Raw genomic sequence first — 16,873 nt, forward strand, 5'->3', positions numbered from 1 at the left:
ATGGGCATGGTGCGGTGATCCTGTCGTCGCGCGGAGGGTGGTTGTGTTCTGCCCGGGTGAGGTACTCAGCTCCCCCAGAATGCGTCCTCGGCGGCGGCGTCGGCGGAGAACAACCACATCTCGACGATCTTGCCGTCGGTCACGCGCAGCAAATCGACCCCGTCCATGGCCATGCTCTGCTCACCGCGGCGGCCGGAGAAGTGGATCGACGCGGCGACCAGATCACCGTTGTCCATGTACGAGTGGACTGTGTCGATGGCGAAGGTGCCGGCGCTGGCTTCCATCATCGCTCCAAGGAGCGCAAAGACGGCGTCACGGCCGGTGTGGTCGCCGGAGAAGCGGTGCGAGCCCGGCTGGTGCCAGACGATGTCCTCGGCCAGCAACTCGCCGAGTGTGTTCATGTCGCCGGTCTGGACGGCGGTGAAGTAGGTGCGGGCGAGATCGGTGGTGGCGCTCATGAGTGGGTGTCCTTCATTTGGGGGGTCGGAGGGTGAAGTGGTGCGCGTGCGGTCAGTTCGTCGGTGCGGGTGCGGAGAAGATTCCGAAGTGGTTGCCGGTGCTGTCGCGCAGTCGGGCGAACGTGACGCCGGAGGCGTCCGTCAGCGGCTCCATCAGGACCTCCGCACCGAGTGCGGTCGTGCGGGCGATGGTGTCGGCGACGTCGGCGACGTCGGCGACGAGCACGTAGAAGATCGCGTAGTCGGCGAAGGTGCCGTCGGATTCGAAGATGCCGCCGCCGGGTCGAGGAGCGCCCGGGGTGATCGCGGCGTGGTAGTTCACGCCGGGGAGATCGTGGTTGGGGGTGAAGTTCCAGTCGAAGAGCTGGCTGTAGAAGCTCTGGATCTCCTCGGGCTTGTCGGAGCCGAATTCGAACCAGGCCACGGAGTTCAGGGCGGGAGCAGTCATGATGGGCGACCTTCGCGTCGTCGGGGTGGATGGCCCCGCGGTGGGGCCGTGCAACCATCGTGACATATAGCTTCCATGGAAGCAACTTCCATGTATGTGTAATCTGGCTTCGAGTCGGTTGCCCCAGCCGGTCCGCCACCGCACTGCATCACCCGATCGAGGAGAACCGATGACGCACGACGAGATCCCCACGACCACCGTGCGCCCGAGCGACGGAGTGCTCGCTCGGCGGGATCCCGCCGCGGCGCACGAGCAGCCCGCGGCGATCGAGGTGCGCGGCGCGAAGGTCCACAATCTCGCCGACGTCGATGTATCGATACCCCTGCACACGCTGGTGGCAGTGGCGGGGGTGTCGGGGTCGGGAAAGTCGTCGTTGGCGATGGGGGTTCTGTACGCGGAGGGCTCACGCCGCTACATCGAGGCGCTCTCGACCTACACGCGCCGCCGCATGTCGCAGTCCGCTCGCGCCGCCGTCGACAGCGTCGAGTACGTGCCGGCCGCACTGGCCCTGCGCCAGCGACCCGGAGTGCCCGGCGTGCGCAGCACCTTCGGCACGTCGACCGAGTTACTCAACGTCCTGCGATTGATGTTCTCGCGGTTGGGTTCTCATTGTTGTCCGAACGGTCACCGACTCGATCCCACGGTCGAGGTCGCGCTCGACCACGACCTGACGTGCCCGGTCTGCGGAGCCACGTTTTACCCTCCGGGCGCCGAGTCGCTCGCCTTCAACTCCGACGGCGCCTGCCCTCGGTGTTCGGGTAACGGCGTGGTGCGCGAGGTGGACGAGCGCATGCTGGTGCCCGATCCGAGCCTGAGCATCGACGCCGGTGCGGTGGCTCCCTGGTCGATGTTCGGTCTCACGGTGATGCCTCGCGTCGTCGCCGAGATGGGCGTACGCACCGATGTGCCCTACGAGGAACTGCGCGCCGAGGAGCGCGACATCGTCATGCACGGCCCGGAGGAGAAGCGGCACATCACCGTCCCCACCAAGAACGGCAAGCTGTTCGAGATGGACTTCACCTACCGCAACGCCGTACGCGCGGTGGAGGAAGCGATGAACAAGGCGACGAGCGAGAAGGGGCTGAGCCGTGTCGACCGTTACATCAGCACCCACCCCTGCCCCAGTTGCCACGGCGTCCGTCTCAGCGACTCGGCCCTCCGATCGCACATCGGCGGCATCGATCTCGGCCAGGCCACCGCCAAGACGCTCGACGACCTCACCGGCTGGGTCACCACCATCGAGACGTCCCTGCCCGCGGACATGACGCAGATGGCGCGCAACCTCGTCGACACTCTGCTCGAGATGGCCCGGCGCCTCGTCGGACTCGGCCTGGGCTATCTGACACTCGACCGCGGCAGTGCCACCCTCTCCACAGGCGAACGTCAACGCGTCCAACTTGCGCGCGCGGTGCGAAACAGAACCACCGGAGTGCTCTACGTGTTGGACGAACCGTCCATCGGACTCCACCCGTCCAACGTCGACGCCCTTCTCGACATCATGCGAGACCTCCTACTGGACGGGAACTCCGTGGTGTGTGTCGACCACGACGTCCAGGTCCTACGCGACGCCGACTGGATCGTCGAGATGGGTCCCGGCGCGGGCAGAGACGGCGGACACGTGGTGGCGACCGGCACCCCCGCCGACCTGGGAGACGATCCGGCCTCCCGGCTCGGCGGCTTCCTCGTCGGTCGAGAAGGCATCGTCGTGCGCGATCGAGCCCCGTCCGATCAGATGTTCGCCCGCGGACAGATTCACCTGACCACCCATCCCCTGCACACCGTTCGCGCGCTTACAGTGGACATTCCGTCGGGACGCATCACCGCGGTGACCGGCGTCTCCGGGTCCGGCAAGACCACGATGGTTCTCGACAGCCTGGTGCCCGCACTGATCGCTCGCGGCGCCGGCGGTCGCCCACCCGCACACGTCTCAGCGTTCGACGCACCGGGCATCACGCGCGTCAACGTGGTCGACGCGACCCCCATCGGAGTCAACGTGCGCTCCACCGTCGCCACGTACAGCGGGGTCCTCGACGACCTACGCCGCGCCTTCGCGTCCACGCCGGTGGCCGCGGAGTTCGGTCTCACGGCCGCCGACTTCTCGTACAACACAGGGTCCCTGCGCTGCCCGCGGTGCGAAGGAACAGGCCAGATCTCACTCGACGTGCAGTTCCTGCCGGACGTCGATATCGACTGCCCCGACTGCTCCGGCACGCGCTACTCCCCGGCCGCCCACGAGATCCGCCGACCTGTCCAGAAGGCCTCCGGTCCACCGGACATCTCACTTCCGGATCTGCTCTCCTGCACGGTGACCGAGGCGCTCGAGCTCACCACCGATCTTCGGCGCGTCCACACCCGCCTGCAGACCCTCGTCGACCTCGGGTTGGGTTACCTCACCCTCGGCGAGGCCACACCCGCCCTCTCCGGCGGCGAGGCACAGCGCCTCAAATTGGCGACCGAACTACGTCGCGACCAAGCCGACACCCTCTTCGTCTTCGACGAACCCAGCGTCGGGCTGCACCCACTCGACGTCCGCACACTGCTGACCGTCATCGACCGCCTCAACGACAACGGCGCCACCGTCGTCGTCATCGAACATGACCTCGACATGATCGCCAACGCCGACCACATCATCGACATGGGCCCCGGCGGCGGTGACGCCGGCGGACGCATCGTCGCCACCGGCACACCCGACAACATCGCCGCCGACCCCGCCAGCATCACCGGCCGCTACCTCCACGAGCACCTACGAGTCGGAGTCGCGAACACCGACCCCCATGGTGCGGACCCGGCCGACCCCGTCAGGTGCCGGCGGCGGTGAGGTGGTCTCGGCAGTCGATGTACTCGAGATAGGCATTGCCGGTGATGGGTTCACCACGAAACGTGCCGCGGTAGCGGTGGTTGCCGACGTAGCCTGCTCCGAGGCCGTAGGTGAGGTCGGTGGCGGTGTCGATGGAGATGATTCGCTCGCCGGTGGCAGGATCGGTCAGACTCACGTCATCGTCGCAGGCAGACGCATGATTCGTCACGTGGGGGCGCGCCGCGGCTCGGGTTCGTGTGCGGTGACCTTGAAGTCGACGCTGACTGTGTGGGCCGAGCCGTGTCCGTCGACGGACCGGATGTAACAGCTTCCTCGACGACGTCGGCCGGTCCGAGCACCTCACCAACAGAACCTGGGTCGTGTCGTCGATGTTGAGGACTGGACGAAGAACTGCCGGGAGGTCATCGCCGCCGTGGCCGAGGCGGTGTACACGGTGTCGCACGGTGTGGTCGCGATGGCCTGGTCGTTGGCGAACATCGTCACGCCCGGTGTGCCGACGATCGACATCACACCGAACGAGCGATGCGGATCAGGGAGGTCGGGAACCATCACCCCGCAGTGCACCCAACTCCGCCCGCGACCCGAGGGAGGGGACGCACCGGCGTCTCGGCGTCGAACGGGCGGGCGTTCAGCGAGCGGGTCCGGTTCACCAGCGGCACAACTCCGTCCACCGCAGCCCGCACATGATCCATCGACATGATCGCCACAGCGATAGCCTTTCCTCGACCGCGCTCCGCTTCGCCCGAGGCGGGCGCTCATCTTCGCACCACACCTGATACCTCGAATAATACTAACCCTGCCGGCCATCCGGTCATTGGTTGTCGCGCTTCATCCACCTCGCACGCACCGTGCCGGGTGAGGGCAGGGACGGTCGCGACCACCCGGCACGGTACGTGCGAGGTGGGGACGGTCACACAGAATCGGATCGAGTGCACAGCCCACACCGTTACGAGCGGAAAGTTGTCCGTCCGTTGACAATTCCCTGGCACTGCACTGGCAATCGAATCGCGATGCTTGATCTGTCACCGAAAGTGGTTCGGTGACAATAGATCGAGAGGTAAGACCATGCGCACCAAGACCGTCGTCCGCGCCACCTCCGTCGCTGCCGTCGCCGCAGCCGCTGTCGCACTGTCGGCATGCAGCACCGGACAGGCATCCACGCCCGTTGCAGCCGACACTGACACCGCCGCAGGTGCCAACGCCTCCGTCGACGCGGGCGGCGAACTCACCCTCGACCGCATCGAGAAGCAATTCGACACCTGGCTCGACACCGTCGCGCAGGGCGACCCGCAGGCGATCAACGCTCTTTACCGAGAGGACGCAGTGCTTCTTCCGACGTTGTGGGCCGGTGTGTTCGACAGCCCGGACGAACGTCTGGCCTACTTCACCGACTTCGTCAGCAAGAAGCCGACGGGAGCGATAGACGAGTCCGTGCCGCAGTTGCTCAGTCCCACGTCGGGATCGCTGTCGGGTCTGTACACGTTCACCATGGGCGAGTCCGGGCAGAATGTACCGGCACGCTTCACCTTCGTGTTCGAACTCGAGGACGACGGGGACGTCGTGATCGTCGACCACCATTCCTCGAAGCTGCCCGACTGATCCACCGACCACGGCGCACACCGCTGGGATGGGACCATGACCCGTGCGAGTACTCCTGGTCGAAGACGACCCGTCGATCTCCGACCCACTTACCTCGGGTCTGCGGCGGTACGGCTACGAGGTGCAGTTGGTGACGACGGGGGCTGACGCACTCGCGGCTCCGCTGCCCGACGTGATCCTGCTCGATCTCGGCTTGCCCGACATGGATGGGCTCGACGTCTGCCGTGAAATCCGCAGGAGCTCGTCGGTGCCCATCGTCGTCATCACAGCCCGAGACGACGAGATCGACACCGTGGCCGGTCTGGAGGTGGGCGCGGACGACTACGTCAGTAAGCCGTTCGGGGTGCGCGAGATCATCGCCCGGATCCGAGCAGTGATGCGGCGGGCGGGTTCGAGTACGGGGGCGGAGGCATCGACTCCGCATCCGCAGCAGCTCGGCCCGATCACGCTCGACCGGGTCGCTCGACGGGTGAGTGCACACGGCGTCGAGGTCGCACTCGCGCCGAAAGAGTTCGACCTCCTCGCTCACCTTGCCGAGTCACCCGGCGCGGTGTTCACCCGTGAGCAATTGATGGAGGCGGTGTGGGACGAACACTGGTTCGGCCCTACAAGAACGCTGGACGTGCACGTTGCCGCCTTGCGACAAAAGTTCGGTAACGCGCTCGTCCTGACGACGGTGCGCGGCGTCGGTTTCCGGTTGGAGGTCTGATGGTCCGCCGTCTCGTCGCGTCGTACCTCGCGTTGGTGGCACTCGCGTTGGCGCTGTTCACCGTTCCCGAGGGCATCGGACTGGTGAGCGCCTTGCGAAACAACCAGGCGGAGGTGGGACTGCGTGAGGCGCGCACCGTCGCGATCCTTCTCGCGACCGCCGATGCCGCCGATCCCGACTCTGCGGCGGGAGCGGAACTGGCGCTGCTCACTCTGCGCAGTAACCTGGAGGAGCAGACGGGCGGCCGAGTGGAGTTGCTCTCCGCGGACGGGCAACCTGCACTGGGCCGTCCGGTATCCGACCCCCTCGGAACCGATATCAGCGCGGCGCTGCAGGGGCGGGAAGCCGTCACGCGCGCCGAGCAATCTGTGCTCGGCGAGCCGGGACTGCAGGTCACCGTGCCCTCGAAGGCTCCGGATGGTACGACGGTCGGAGCGGTGCGTTTGACCTATCCGTCTGCTCCCGTCACCGCTCAGATCCGCGAGTTGTTCGGACTGCAGCTGGTCGTGGCGCTGGCGACGCTGGGCATCGCCGCGGCCGCAGCGTGGTGGCTGGCCCGATCAATGACGCGACCGTTGCGGCTCCTCGACTCCATGGCCCGGTCCTTGTCACAGGGCGACTTCACCGCCCGCACGAATCCGCTCGAAGCCGGGCCGGCCGAGACACGTCGGGTCGCCGAGTCGATGAACGACGCCGCGGAACAAATCAGCGAGCTCATCGCCGTCAAGAGGCGGTTCGTCGCCGACGCCTCCCACCAACTCCGCACGCCCCTGACCGCGCTGCGCCTGAGTCTCGACAATCTCCACGACGAGATGAGCGACCCCCACGCACGTGCGGCCGTCGACCGGTCGATCGCGGACACGGTACGCATGACCCGTCTGGTGCACGACCTGTTGACCCTCGCCCGCGCGCAAAAGCCCATCGACAACTCGATACAGGTCGATACCGCAGCAGTCGTGGACACTCGATTCGCCACTTGGTCCGCCGCAGCGCGGTCTCAGAACGTCACCTTGACCTCTCGCATTGCACCGGGCGCGCAGCTGATCGCAGCCGACGGTCACCTCGAACAGATTCTCGACAACGTTCTCGCCAACGCCGTCGACGTCGCCCCGCCGGGTACCGACATCGTCGTCGACGCGGCCGTGATCGGCGAGACGGTTCGCCTGACGATCGCTGATTCAGGGCCAGGACTTACTGCAGAGGACCGGCGCCGTGCGCTCGACCGCTTCTGGACCCGTCGCCCCGGCGGATCCGGACTGGGGCTGGCGATCGTCGATCAGCTCGCCCGCGAGAACCGGGGATATATTGTGCTCGAACCAAACCCGAGCGGAGGACTGATCGTGGTGATCACTCTGCCGGCAGCGGCCCCGCTCCGAAATCGCTCACGACTGTTCGGATCGAGCGGGAACACATCATGATTCAGGCCAGCGGTCGGCAGTGCCGATAACGAGGAGTCCGTGCCGATGGACAGTCCTAACTCGTGCGATTCGCTCAGGCTGCTCACCTCTTCACCTGCGCATGGACATACGCATTGCACGCGTCAGGGCGTGCGAGGCCAAGTCGAGAAGACGATCAGCAAACCTCCGACCAGCGCGGTGGAGATGCTCTGAGCAATGAGCTCGTCCGGCTGTGGCCTGGTGATGGAAACTTCGAGAAATCGCACGACAAGCACGAGAAACAACGTCCCCGCAGTTTGCCTCTTCAACTGCCCGAAGGACGTCGTCGTCAACGACTGTGGCAGATCGAGATCGTGAACGAACAATTCCCACAGTCCGAACCCCACGATCAACAACACGGTTGCGATGAGAATCGAGTCGATGCTCTCGAACAACTTGACCAACGCTGGATCGGACGACAACCCTTCGACGAACAACAACCGCACGAAGTCGACACCTTTGGCAAAGGCCCACACGTACGTCACGGCGGAAAGCAGCAGCGCAGTGGTGGCACCGATGATGCTGATGAATCTGAGCCGCGCAACGTCGAACCTAGGTGACTGCAACGGTTTCGGTGACTCTGGTTTCGGAGCCTGCGGTTGGTATCCGCCGCTGGTCGGTGCCGACATGACCGATCCTCTCGAACGTAACTGACATGCCTTCCGGTCGGTCGATACTCGAATGTCAACGACCGAACAGCTAGCAGTGATGAACTCGGCGAACAGGGGCACGACCGTACCAGGCTGCCTCGGTGCAACCACGACGGCCGGAACGACGATCGGATGCGGGGCGGGCCGTCCGCGCTACCGATCCGGACAACTATTAACGCGGTCGCACAATCTGTGCGGGAATGGTCACGTCATCGACCAGCGGAACCGGATCGGCCGTGAAGTGCGACCTCGTGTGGTGAGTAGCGGTTCGGTGACAACAGATCAAAAGGGAAGCCCCACCACTGCGTCCTTCCCACACCACCTTCATTCGAGCAGTGTGAGTTCACACCGATAACCGTGCTCGAGCCGATCGATCGAATTGAGCAGTCGGCATGCGTTCTCCGGACTCTTGAGCACGGACATCAGTCCCCTTCAACGTTCGTCGCCAAGTGCCGACATCACTACAAGCTCATGGCCGGCCCGCGTGATCACTAGTTCCGTACGCTCGTCCACGACAGGCAATCGAGTTGCCGGGCACGGAGGCCGTGGCATAGCGATCCACTGTTCGAGTTGAGTCAGCAAGGGCAGCGGCGTCTCGTGTCTGTTGACCCGTACCTTTCAGTGGAACCCGAAGGGAACAACCGCGAGAACGTCGGTTCAGATGCGCGGTCGCCGTCTATGCCTTGCAACTGCGTCTCCGTTTGCGCATCGGGTGCGGCAATAGGCCCGTCGACCGTTTCGGCTTGTGTCCACGAAAACTCGATTGCACCGGTGCGCCGAACATTCCCCCAGGCGTAGCCCACCCGCTTCTACGGTGAACAGTGCAAGTCCTCCCGCCGTCACCGCCGTCACCCGTCCTACGATGTCGTTCTCGTCCGGCGCGAAATGCAGATGCGGCCTCAATCCGTCGTGGGTGGTCAAGTACACGCCGTTCACTCCGTCAACGAGCAATGAATTGACTGCACCGCAACGGATCTCAGCATTCTCGGCAACAAACACTGCTCGCAATCGAACCGTCCAACGCCGCAGCGCCCCAGTGGTTCCGTCGTCCACAGCAGACCAGCGGATCGCGTGCTTGTTCAAGACCTCTTCGACGCGGGAGGCCTTCCAGTCGCCATCGGCAAGAAGATTCACGAGCTCGGACGCAAGTTGAACACCGGTCATGTTGTCATGGTTGAACTGCACAACGGCATTGCACCACAGTTCCAGGAGTGCATCTAGTTCTCACCGCAGTTGTCCCGATTATCGCCATCCTCGCGCTCGGCGCGGTGCTCAGACATCGTGTACTGACCGATGACGGGCTGTGGCGTGGACTCGAGTGGCTCAGCTATCGCGTATTCACACCCTCTCTCTTCGTGGTGTCCATAGCAACAACGTCGCTCGAAGAAATCTCTACAGGGCCGCTGGTTTTCAGCATTGCGATCCCTGTGGTCGTGGTATCAATCGCTCTCGTCGCGAGCCGGCGACTCCTGCGCGCGAACGGACCACAGCTGACGTCGCTAGTACAAGGCAGCATCCGCATCAACACTTACATCGGCCTTATTTTCGCATCGGCGTTGAACGGTACCGAGGGCGTCGCCACCTTCGCCCTCGCGGCCGCCGTGATGGTTCCGCTGGTCAATGTCATTTCTGTCACCGTCCTGTCGGTGCACGGACGCAGGGCCGGCGACCGACCCCGCTCACGCCTGTGGCGACACATCGCCGGAAACCCGCTGATCCAGGCATGTGCGCTCGGTTTGATGCTCAACATCAGCGGCGTGGGTCTACCGGAATCGATCGCGGGACCGCTGACGATGCTTGCTCAACCCGCTTTGGTCGCCGGAACCCTGGTAGCCGGTGCTGCCGTGACACTGCGATTGTCGATACGAGACAGCGTCGACATAGCTCTCTCGTCCACCATCAAATTGATCGTGCTTCCGCTCGCGGCCGGTGCACTGGCCACTGCGGTCGGTGTGTCGCCGATTGGACTGGTCGCTGTCGTGCTCATCTGCGCTGTTCCTACGGCACCGTCGGCCTATGTCCTGGCCGCACTCATGGGTGGAGACACTCGATTGATGGCGTCCATCGCAAGTATTCAAACGGTGCTGTCGATGGCGACGCTGCCCTTGATCCTGAATGCCACCTCAGCTTTGTGACAATGACGGCCTTGCATCTAGTTCGTCGCCGACTGCGGGGTCGAGCCGCACGACCGGATCGACCCCGCAGTCGTTCGCGCCCGGTCAGCCAATCGGGCGGATGCACATCGCTACTGTTCCGCAACCTGCAACCAAACAGTCGTTCTCGACCGCACAGTAGTTCCCGGCCACCCGAATCGAAGGTCTCCTCGTCTAACCGGTGAGTAACTGGGAACTTTTTGCGCCGTTGAACGACAAGTGAGTGCTGGGCCGGATCCAGACTCAGCATTGGCGCGACGGAGGAGGGACACATCTGTGGATGACGATCTCCGTGACTACCACACGATGTTCGAGTCGATAGAACGGCGCGTACTTCGCGGGGAAAGCGTGACCGCTCTCGAGCGTATCGGACTCACGCTCGGAGTCTGCGTCTCCATCGTCGGACTGTTTCTGCCGTATGTCGGGACTACCCGAGGGTGGTCCATTTTGGTCAATTCGTCGGCTGCACAGGAAGAATCGCCAAATATCATAGCGTCGCTGGCGGTGCACGCATCGGTCGTATTCTGCGTGCTGTGTTCGGCCGCAGCCCTGTACTGCTGCGCACTCCCAATTACCGTCCTCACAGCTACCGGTTGCGCAGGGGCGACGTGCCTGTTGTCGGCGACCGTGTCCTCTCACATGTCACACACGGAGCCGTCGGGCCTATCCGGTCCGGGTCCAGGCCTGATTGCCGCAACCATCGGTGCCGCCGTTCTGGCCGGACTGTGGATGCGCGCAGCAGCACATTCCCAGTTTCAGTTCCTTCGAAAATGGCTCCGCTCGCAGAATGCTCACCACGAAAGAAAGATGTAACAGCGTGTCGAAAGCAAACAAACAGTACAAGAACCAGATGGCCGCTGCAGAGCACAAGCGAGATGTCCAGGTGAGAATTATTCTCACTGCAGTCCTGGTCATCTTCGCTCTTGCAGTCGGGTTTTTTGTAATCCAGGGACGAGACGGCTCAGCTGACGCCGCGGCACCTAGATCCGTCACGGACAGCGGCGCTATTCGCGCAGTTTCGCCGGACGTCGAACTCACAGAAGGAAGCGAAACGCCGAAGAGGGTCCTGACTATCTTCGAGGACTTTCAATGCCCGGTCTGCAAGAGCTTCGAAGCTGCTTTTGGAGGCACACTCGATGAGCTTCGTACATCGGGCGTGGCGGCAATCGACTACCATCCGATCGCGATCCTCGATCGTATGTCCTCGACCAACTACTCGACGAGAGCCGCCAATGCCTCAGTCTGCGTGGCTGATTCATCGGTCGATACCTGGCTGACGTTTCATTCCTCGGCGTACGCGCAACAACCTGCCGAGGGTGGGGAGGGTCTCTCCGACGAAGCTCTCGGTGACATAGCTACAGCAGCAGGTGCGCCCGACTCGGTCCGTGGGTGCATCGAGGATGGCCAGCACGAAGACTGGGTGACGTCTTCGACGCAATCAGTTCTCGATCGGGACATCAACGCGACACCGACTGTCCTACTCAACGGCGAAGCACTCGATTTGACCACTCCCGAGGCGCTGTCTGCAGCGGTACGCGCCATCCCGTGAGTATCGGAGAGGGTATTGCGGAGATCGCCCGTCAAAGGCGGAGATCTGCTGGGCGCGCATCGAGTATGGCTCTCGTCTTGGGCGGAGCGATTGGGCTGGTTGCGTCGCTGATACTGGTAATCGAACGCTTCGAGTTGCTGATGGATCCAACCTACGTTCCGTCGTGCAGCCTCAATCCCGTCCTGTCGTGTGGATCAGTCATGACATCGACGCAAGCAGCCGTGTTCGGGTTTCCGAACCCGGTACTGGGCATACCGTCGTTTACTGTGGTGCTGGTAGCCGGCATTCTTCTGGTTGCAGAAGTGCCGCTACCCCAGTGGTTTTGGCAAGGCCTTGCGATCGGCATGACTGCGGGTGTGGTCTTCGTCCATTGGCTCATCTTTCAAAGCCTTTATCGCATCGGCGCCTTGTGCCCGTACTGCATGACGGTCTGGGCAGTGAGTGTTCCGTTGTGGGTCGTTGCCGCTTCGCATTCGTTCAGCACTGAACCGGTGTTTCTGAGGCGGTGGAAGTGGACTTTCGTCGTGCTGTGGTTCACCGTGGTCGTTCTACTCTGCGCCGAGCGATTCTGGAGCTATTGGAGCACGCTGGTCTGATCAGCGTCGCACGCCGCGTGTGCGCCAACATGCGACGGGAACTTTCACCCAGGCGCATCCGACTACTGAGCGAAACACCGGATCTCGATGCGCACAGAAGGGGCAGTTACCCGATGCCTACCGGAGAGACCTTGCGAACGTCGGGTTTCGGCACTGAGTCGTCTGCGACACCGAAACCTTCTGTGCTGTCGCAGATGCGTCCGGTAGTACTCAGACTCCACTTCTACGCCGGAATTCTGGTCGGACCATTCTTGCTGCTCGCGGCAGTTACAGGCCTGTTGTACACCATCGCCCCTCAACTCTCGGACTATGTGCACCGTCATGAACTGACAGTAGATCGAGTCGGGGCGAAAACTGTGCCACTCGGGGAGCAAGTCGACGCGGCACGCGCCGCGTATCCGGAAGGCTCGATCGCACAAATTCGGCCGCCGGTCGATGCCGAGGGGACGACGCGCGTCGTGTTGGCCGTCGATGATGTGCCCGCCGGATACGGCCGGACGGTGTTCGTCGACCCTTACACAGCGGAGGTGCGCGGAGAGCTCACTACTTATGGTGAGTGGTTGCCTGTGCGTGCGTGGATCGACGAACTGCACCGAAATCTGCATCTGGGAGAGCTCGGTCGCAACTACAGTGAACTGGCCGCAAGTTGGCTGTGGGTGGTAGCGCTCGGGGGACTCGTGCTCTGGGTGGACAGGGTGCGACGACCCTCGAACTCCACTGCAGCTGCCGCAAAGGCCGCGCTCATTCCTGAGTTGAAGAAGAAGGGCCGGGCACGTGCACTGTCGTGGCACGGAACTGTAGGGGTGTGGATCATCGCGGCTCTGCTGTTGTTGTCTGTCACGGGGCTGACGTGGTCTCGGTATGCGGGAGAGACGATCGGGGATGTGCGAGCTGCGTTGTCCTGGACGACCCCCTCTGTCGCGACTGCACCCGACAGCTCGGCCGGTAACAGCGTGCACCACGCGTCCGAGGCAACGCAGGGATCCGACTCGGTCATCGACAGCGGTATCGGTATCGATGGAGTCGACGTCGCCGCCCGAGCTGCAGGCTTGCGCAGTCCGATGGAGTTCGTTCCTCCGACAGTCGCTGGTCAGGCATGGAAAGTGCAAGAGGCAAAGCGTGATTGGCCGACACGCTACGACTCGGTAGCGGTCGATGCCGTGTCGGGTCATGTGACCGACAAAGTCGATTTCGCCGACTGGCCACTGATGGCCAAGATGACGAATTGGACGATCGACGCCCATATGGGCATTCTGTTCGGCGTCGTGAATCAGATTGCGTTGGCGCTTACTGCCATCGGGCTGATCGCCGTCATTCTTCGCGGCTACCGCATGTGGTGGATGCGTCGCCCGGCCCGCGCAGTGGGGGTGCGCTTCGGGACACCTGTGCCGCGCGGGAGTCTGCGGCGAATGCCTCCGCTCGCGGCGACCGTTCTTGTCGTTGTTGCGGTCGCTATCGGGTGGTATCTACCCTTGTTCGGACTGCCTCTAGCGGTTTTTGTGGGCGTGGACACCGTGCTCGGTATGCGTAACCGCATGCTTGAAAGTCGGCTGCGCGCATGATCGCCGATGCTTCGCTGCGATGGATCTGCACTGCACTGTTCACGTTCGCCGCAGGATGGTGCCTGTTTCGCGTCGTCTCCGCCAGCGCGTCGAGTGTTCGCATCGGTCACGGGCTACATCTGTCGATGTGTACTGCAATGATTGCGATGGCATGGCCGTGGGGAGATAGCGTGCCACTACTACCGCAGGGTGTGTTCTTCAGTGCAGCGACTGTGTGGTTCACAGTGAGCGCGTTCGGTATACGCAGTGCCACCAAGAATTCGATTGCCGGTGCATCCGCTCATGGATCGATGACGAATATTTATCACGCGGTCATGATGGCCGCAATGGTATGGATGCTTGCCGTTATGGCGGGAGGGGTACCGGGCACCGTTGCCCATCATCACACAGTGGACTCAGTGCAGACCGAACTCCATTCGCATACAACAGGAATGAGCGCGGGCGCGCATGCGAATGCTGCGCCCGAACCTGCCTGGGTTTCGGCCGTCTCGCTCGCAGCGGCTTTGGCCTTCGGGGCTGCTGCAATCATATGGTTGCATCGAATGTTCGTCGTCGATCAACAAGTAGCGATGGCTCCGGCTGGAAGACGCACGGGAGCTACGACGCTACCCGGTTCACGTCTGGAGACGGTCTCGGCGTCGAGCGAGGTGGCGATGGCTGCCGGCATGGCCATCATGTTCGGTGTGATGTGAACGCCAGACCAACACACGCCCGCCCGGCAGAATTCGTCCCGACGTCGAACGAGGATCTGTGACAACTGCATTCCGCACTCACCAGCACGCAACTCGGTCGAGATGGGCGACTGGCGTTGTCTTAGCGGTCGCCGTTGCGCTGGTCGTATCGGTTACCGCTATATCGGGCGAGAGCAGATATACGGCAACCGGGGACTCGTATCCCGGAATGTTCACGTCCGTGGCATATGTCCTGCTGCGCTTCGTTGCTGCGCTCTCCGGTGCGTGGGCGCTGGGGTCGCTGTTCTTTGCCCTGACGTGCACACGTTTCACCCGCGCTGGTCGGGTCGGACCGGATGGGTACGCGGCCCTGTCGACGGCGGGCCGCGCAGGGGTGGTCTGGCTGGTTTCCGCTGTTGCACTGATTCCCTTGTCTGCTGCCGACGCAACCGGAATCGGAATCGGAGAGGCTGTGCAGCGTGGTGTCATTGCCGATCTGATCCCTCCGAACGAGGCTCCCAAGGCGTGGATGGTCACGGCGATCGCTGCGGCGATCGTCTCGATCGTGACCCGTTTCACTTTGAACTGGGTGCCGATGGCTGTCGCTGCTGCCATAACGGCAATCGGAGTTCTCCCTGCATGGGTCATTGGCAATGCTGGTCAGGGCCCAAATCATGACATCGCCACCAGCGCAATCATTGTCGCGATTCTGGCATTGTCGATATGGACTGGTTCGACGATCAGCCTGAGGTCTCGGCTTCACCGCAATGACGGCGAGGAAGCAACCGATTCCGTAGTGGCCGTCACCCGATACGGCGCGATCGCGATCTGTGCTGCGATTCTTACGCTGAGCCTGTTCCCAGTGGTCATGATCATTGTGCTGCCCCTCGATTCAGTTCTCACGTCCTCGTACGGACGGCTTGCCATCAGCGTCGCGGTGTTGCTCCTCGGTGCATTCATCTCGGTCACTCTCTCAGGCCGTCGCAGACGCCGGTCGAAAGAGAGCGGGCCACCTTATCTGTTGTCTGACATGGTCTCTGTGTACCTCGTCGTCGCCTGGGCCGTGATCGTCCTGATGGCTGTACAACCGGCCCCGGCATTTTTGTCGGCTCCGTCCACGGTCTATGACATCTTTCTCGGATTCGAACCGGACGGTCCCCCGTCCGTTGGTCAGTTCCTTTCTTTCTGGCGTTTCGATTTCGTCACCGGCGGGGCGGCGTTGGTATTTGCGGGGCTCTACGCGTGGGCAGTGATGTACTTGAAGAGACGCGGCGACAAGTGGCCGGTTGGGCGCGTCGTCGCCTGGATGGCAGGGTGCCTAGCGCTGTTGATAGCGACCAGTTCGGGTGTGGGCGCATACGGATCGGCGATGTTCAGCGTGCACATGGGGGTGCACATGACGTTGAACATGTTCGTTCCGGTGCTGCTCGTCCTCGGCGGACCGATCACTCTCGCACTGAGGGCTCTGTCGCCAGTGCATGACGGCGGCATGCCTGGGCCGCGAGAATGGATCGTTCTGTTCGTACACTCGGCGCTCACACGTGTTCTCGCCAATCCCGGCGTTGCTGTCGGATTGTTCGTTCTCTCGCTCTACGCGGTCTATTTCAGTCCGATCTTCGATGAACTGGTGCGCTATCACTGGGGTCACGAACTGATGAACATCCATTTCATCATCACCGGTTATCTCTATTATTGGGTCATCATCGGAATCGATCCGGGCCCGAAACGATTGCCCCACCTCGTTCGCCTGGCATTACTCTTCGCGGTCATGCCGTTTCACGCATTCTTCGGCATAGCCGTGATGACCATGGACCGACTGATCGGCGGAGCCTTCTATCGCTACCTGGACCTACCGTGGGTGCAGGATTTGGCAAGTGACCAACGTTTCGGAGGTGGACTGGCCTGGGCGTCGAGTGAGGTGCCACTGGTACTCGTTGTAGTCGCGCTGGTCACTCAATGGGGACGCCAGGACAGAAAAACGGAGACTCGCGAAGATCGAGCTGCCGACAACAACAACGACGACGAACTCACCGCCTACAACGCCATGTTGGCCGAATTGGCTAGAACCCGGAAGTAAGGGACAAGCAATGGCTCGAGCAATCTACCTCTTCGTCCTCATCACTCTGATCGGGGCCGCAGCACTACTGGCCTCTCGCGCCACCAGCTGGCGCGATCCACACTGGGTTGGAGTTCTCGGGATCATCACGGTTACGACTTTTTTCGC

18 protein-coding genes are annotated in these 16,873 nt (G+C 62.7%); 11 read left to right on the forward strand and 7 right to left on the reverse strand.

Going from position 1 to position 16,873, the window contains the following annotated elements; translation table 11 throughout:
- Positions 1-65: 65 nt before the first annotated feature.
- Positions 66-458, reverse strand: a complete 393-nt coding sequence (locus CH275_RS01550; protein WP_094674522.1) for a nuclear transport factor 2 family protein — start codon at positions 456-458, stop codon at positions 66-68.
- 52 nt (positions 459-510) lie between these two features.
- Positions 511-906, reverse strand: a complete 396-nt coding sequence (locus tag CH275_RS01555; RefSeq protein WP_094674524.1) for a VOC family protein — start codon at positions 904-906, stop codon at positions 511-513.
- Positions 907-1,075: 169 nt separating this feature from the next.
- Between CH275_RS01555 and CH275_RS01560 the strand changes: the two genes are divergently transcribed.
- Positions 1,076-3,724: an excinuclease ABC subunit UvrA gene (locus CH275_RS01560; protein WP_179275913.1), complete on the forward strand. Its 2,649-nt coding sequence runs from the start codon at positions 1,076-1,078 to the stop codon at positions 3,722-3,724.
- Here the strand turns inward: CH275_RS01560 and CH275_RS01565 are convergent.
- The 3 genes from CH275_RS01565 to CH275_RS29335 all read right to left on the reverse strand — a co-directional run bounded on the left by CH275_RS01565 (position 3,705) and on the right by CH275_RS29335 (position 4,431).
- On the reverse strand, positions 3,705-3,899 hold the full coding sequence (locus tag CH275_RS01565) for a hypothetical protein (RefSeq protein WP_143546668.1): 195 nt from the start codon (positions 3,897-3,899) through the stop codon (positions 3,705-3,707). The two genes, CH275_RS01560 and CH275_RS01565, sit on opposite strands and share 20 nt — an antisense overlap.
- Positions 3,900-4,063: 164 nt before the next feature.
- Entirely contained in the window at positions 4,064-4,273 is a 210-nt protein-coding gene (locus tag CH275_RS01570) for a hypothetical protein (protein WP_052053589.1), read from the reverse strand.
- On the reverse strand, positions 4,273-4,431 hold the full coding sequence (locus CH275_RS29335; RefSeq protein WP_179275914.1) for a hypothetical protein: 159 nt from the start codon (positions 4,429-4,431) through the stop codon (positions 4,273-4,275). Before CH275_RS29335 ends, CH275_RS01570 begins: the two co-directional genes overlap by 1 nt.
- Before the next feature lie 358 nt (positions 4,432-4,789).
- Here CH275_RS29335 and CH275_RS01575 point away from each other — a divergent pair, with 358 nt between their 5' ends.
- From CH275_RS01575 to CH275_RS01585, 3 genes are read left to right on the forward strand one after another with little or no spacing between them, the layout of a single operon-like run.
- Positions 4,790-5,323: a DUF4440 domain-containing protein gene (locus tag CH275_RS01575; RefSeq protein ID WP_080731770.1), complete on the forward strand. Its 534-nt coding sequence runs from the start codon at positions 4,790-4,792 to the stop codon at positions 5,321-5,323.
- 43 nt (positions 5,324-5,366) lie between these two features.
- Complete coding sequence (locus CH275_RS01580; RefSeq protein WP_032392427.1) at positions 5,367-6,032, forward strand: response regulator transcription factor; 666 nt, start codon at positions 5,367-5,369, stop codon at positions 6,030-6,032.
- Entirely contained in the window at positions 6,032-7,450 is a 1,419-nt protein-coding gene (locus tag CH275_RS01585) for a HAMP domain-containing sensor histidine kinase (RefSeq protein WP_094674528.1), read from the forward strand. Before CH275_RS01580 ends, CH275_RS01585 begins: the two co-directional genes overlap by 1 nt.
- A gap of 122 nt (positions 7,451-7,572) precedes the next feature.
- Here CH275_RS01585 and CH275_RS01590 read toward each other — a convergent pair whose 3' ends face one another.
- Both CH275_RS01590 and CH275_RS01595 read right to left on the reverse strand, forming a co-directional pair.
- Positions 7,573-8,097 carry a YqhA family protein gene (locus CH275_RS01590; protein ID WP_032371923.1) on the reverse strand — a complete coding sequence of 175 codons (525 nt, stop codon included), beginning with the start codon at positions 8,095-8,097 and terminating at the stop codon, positions 7,573-7,575.
- Positions 8,098-8,775: 678 nt separating this feature from the next.
- Positions 8,776-9,282, reverse strand: coding sequence for a CGNR zinc finger domain-containing protein (locus tag CH275_RS01595; protein ID WP_230597381.1), 507 nt, complete (start codon positions 9,280-9,282; stop codon positions 8,776-8,778).
- A 47-nt stretch (positions 9,283-9,329) separates the two neighbouring features.
- Here CH275_RS01595 and CH275_RS01600 point away from each other — a divergent pair, with 47 nt between their 5' ends.
- The 7 genes from CH275_RS01600 (at position 9,330) to CH275_RS01630 (ending at position 16,726) form a co-directional block, all read left to right on the forward strand.
- Complete coding sequence (locus CH275_RS01600; RefSeq protein ID WP_032371922.1) at positions 9,330-10,253, forward strand: AEC family transporter; 924 nt, start codon at positions 9,330-9,332, stop codon at positions 10,251-10,253.
- A gap of 324 nt (positions 10,254-10,577) precedes the next feature.
- Positions 10,578-11,084 (forward strand): Rv2732c family membrane protein, encoded by a 507-nt coding sequence (locus tag CH275_RS30490; RefSeq protein ID WP_441347012.1) that lies wholly within the window; start codon positions 10,578-10,580, stop codon positions 11,082-11,084.
- Positions 11,059-11,820, forward strand: a complete 762-nt coding sequence (locus CH275_RS01610) for a DsbA family protein (protein WP_080729425.1) — start codon at positions 11,059-11,061, stop codon at positions 11,818-11,820. Before CH275_RS30490 ends, CH275_RS01610 begins: the two co-directional genes overlap by 26 nt.
- Positions 11,821-11,885: 65 nt before the next feature.
- The gene (locus CH275_RS01615; protein WP_080729424.1) at positions 11,886-12,416 is read left to right on the forward strand and encodes a vitamin K epoxide reductase family protein; all 531 of its coding nucleotides are present in this window, start codon (positions 11,886-11,888) and stop codon (positions 12,414-12,416) included.
- 194 nt (positions 12,417-12,610) lie between these two features.
- The gene (locus CH275_RS01620; protein ID WP_094674663.1) at positions 12,611-13,978 is read left to right on the forward strand and encodes a PepSY-associated TM helix domain-containing protein; all 1,368 of its coding nucleotides are present in this window, start codon (positions 12,611-12,613) and stop codon (positions 13,976-13,978) included.
- Positions 13,975-14,670, forward strand: coding sequence for a DUF5134 domain-containing protein (locus tag CH275_RS01625; RefSeq protein WP_052053225.1), 696 nt, complete (start codon positions 13,975-13,977; stop codon positions 14,668-14,670). Before CH275_RS01620 ends, CH275_RS01625 begins: the two co-directional genes overlap by 4 nt.
- Positions 14,671-14,878: 208 nt before the next feature.
- Positions 14,879-16,726, forward strand: a complete 1,848-nt coding sequence (locus CH275_RS01630) for a cytochrome c oxidase assembly protein (protein WP_094674531.1) — start codon at positions 14,879-14,881, stop codon at positions 16,724-16,726.
- Positions 16,727-16,873: the final 147 nt, after the last annotated feature.

The sequence above is a fragment of the Rhodococcus sp. 06-235-1A genome (genome assembly GCF_002258785.1).
Taxonomy (GTDB): Bacteria; Actinomycetota; Actinomycetes; order Mycobacteriales; family Mycobacteriaceae; genus Rhodococcoides.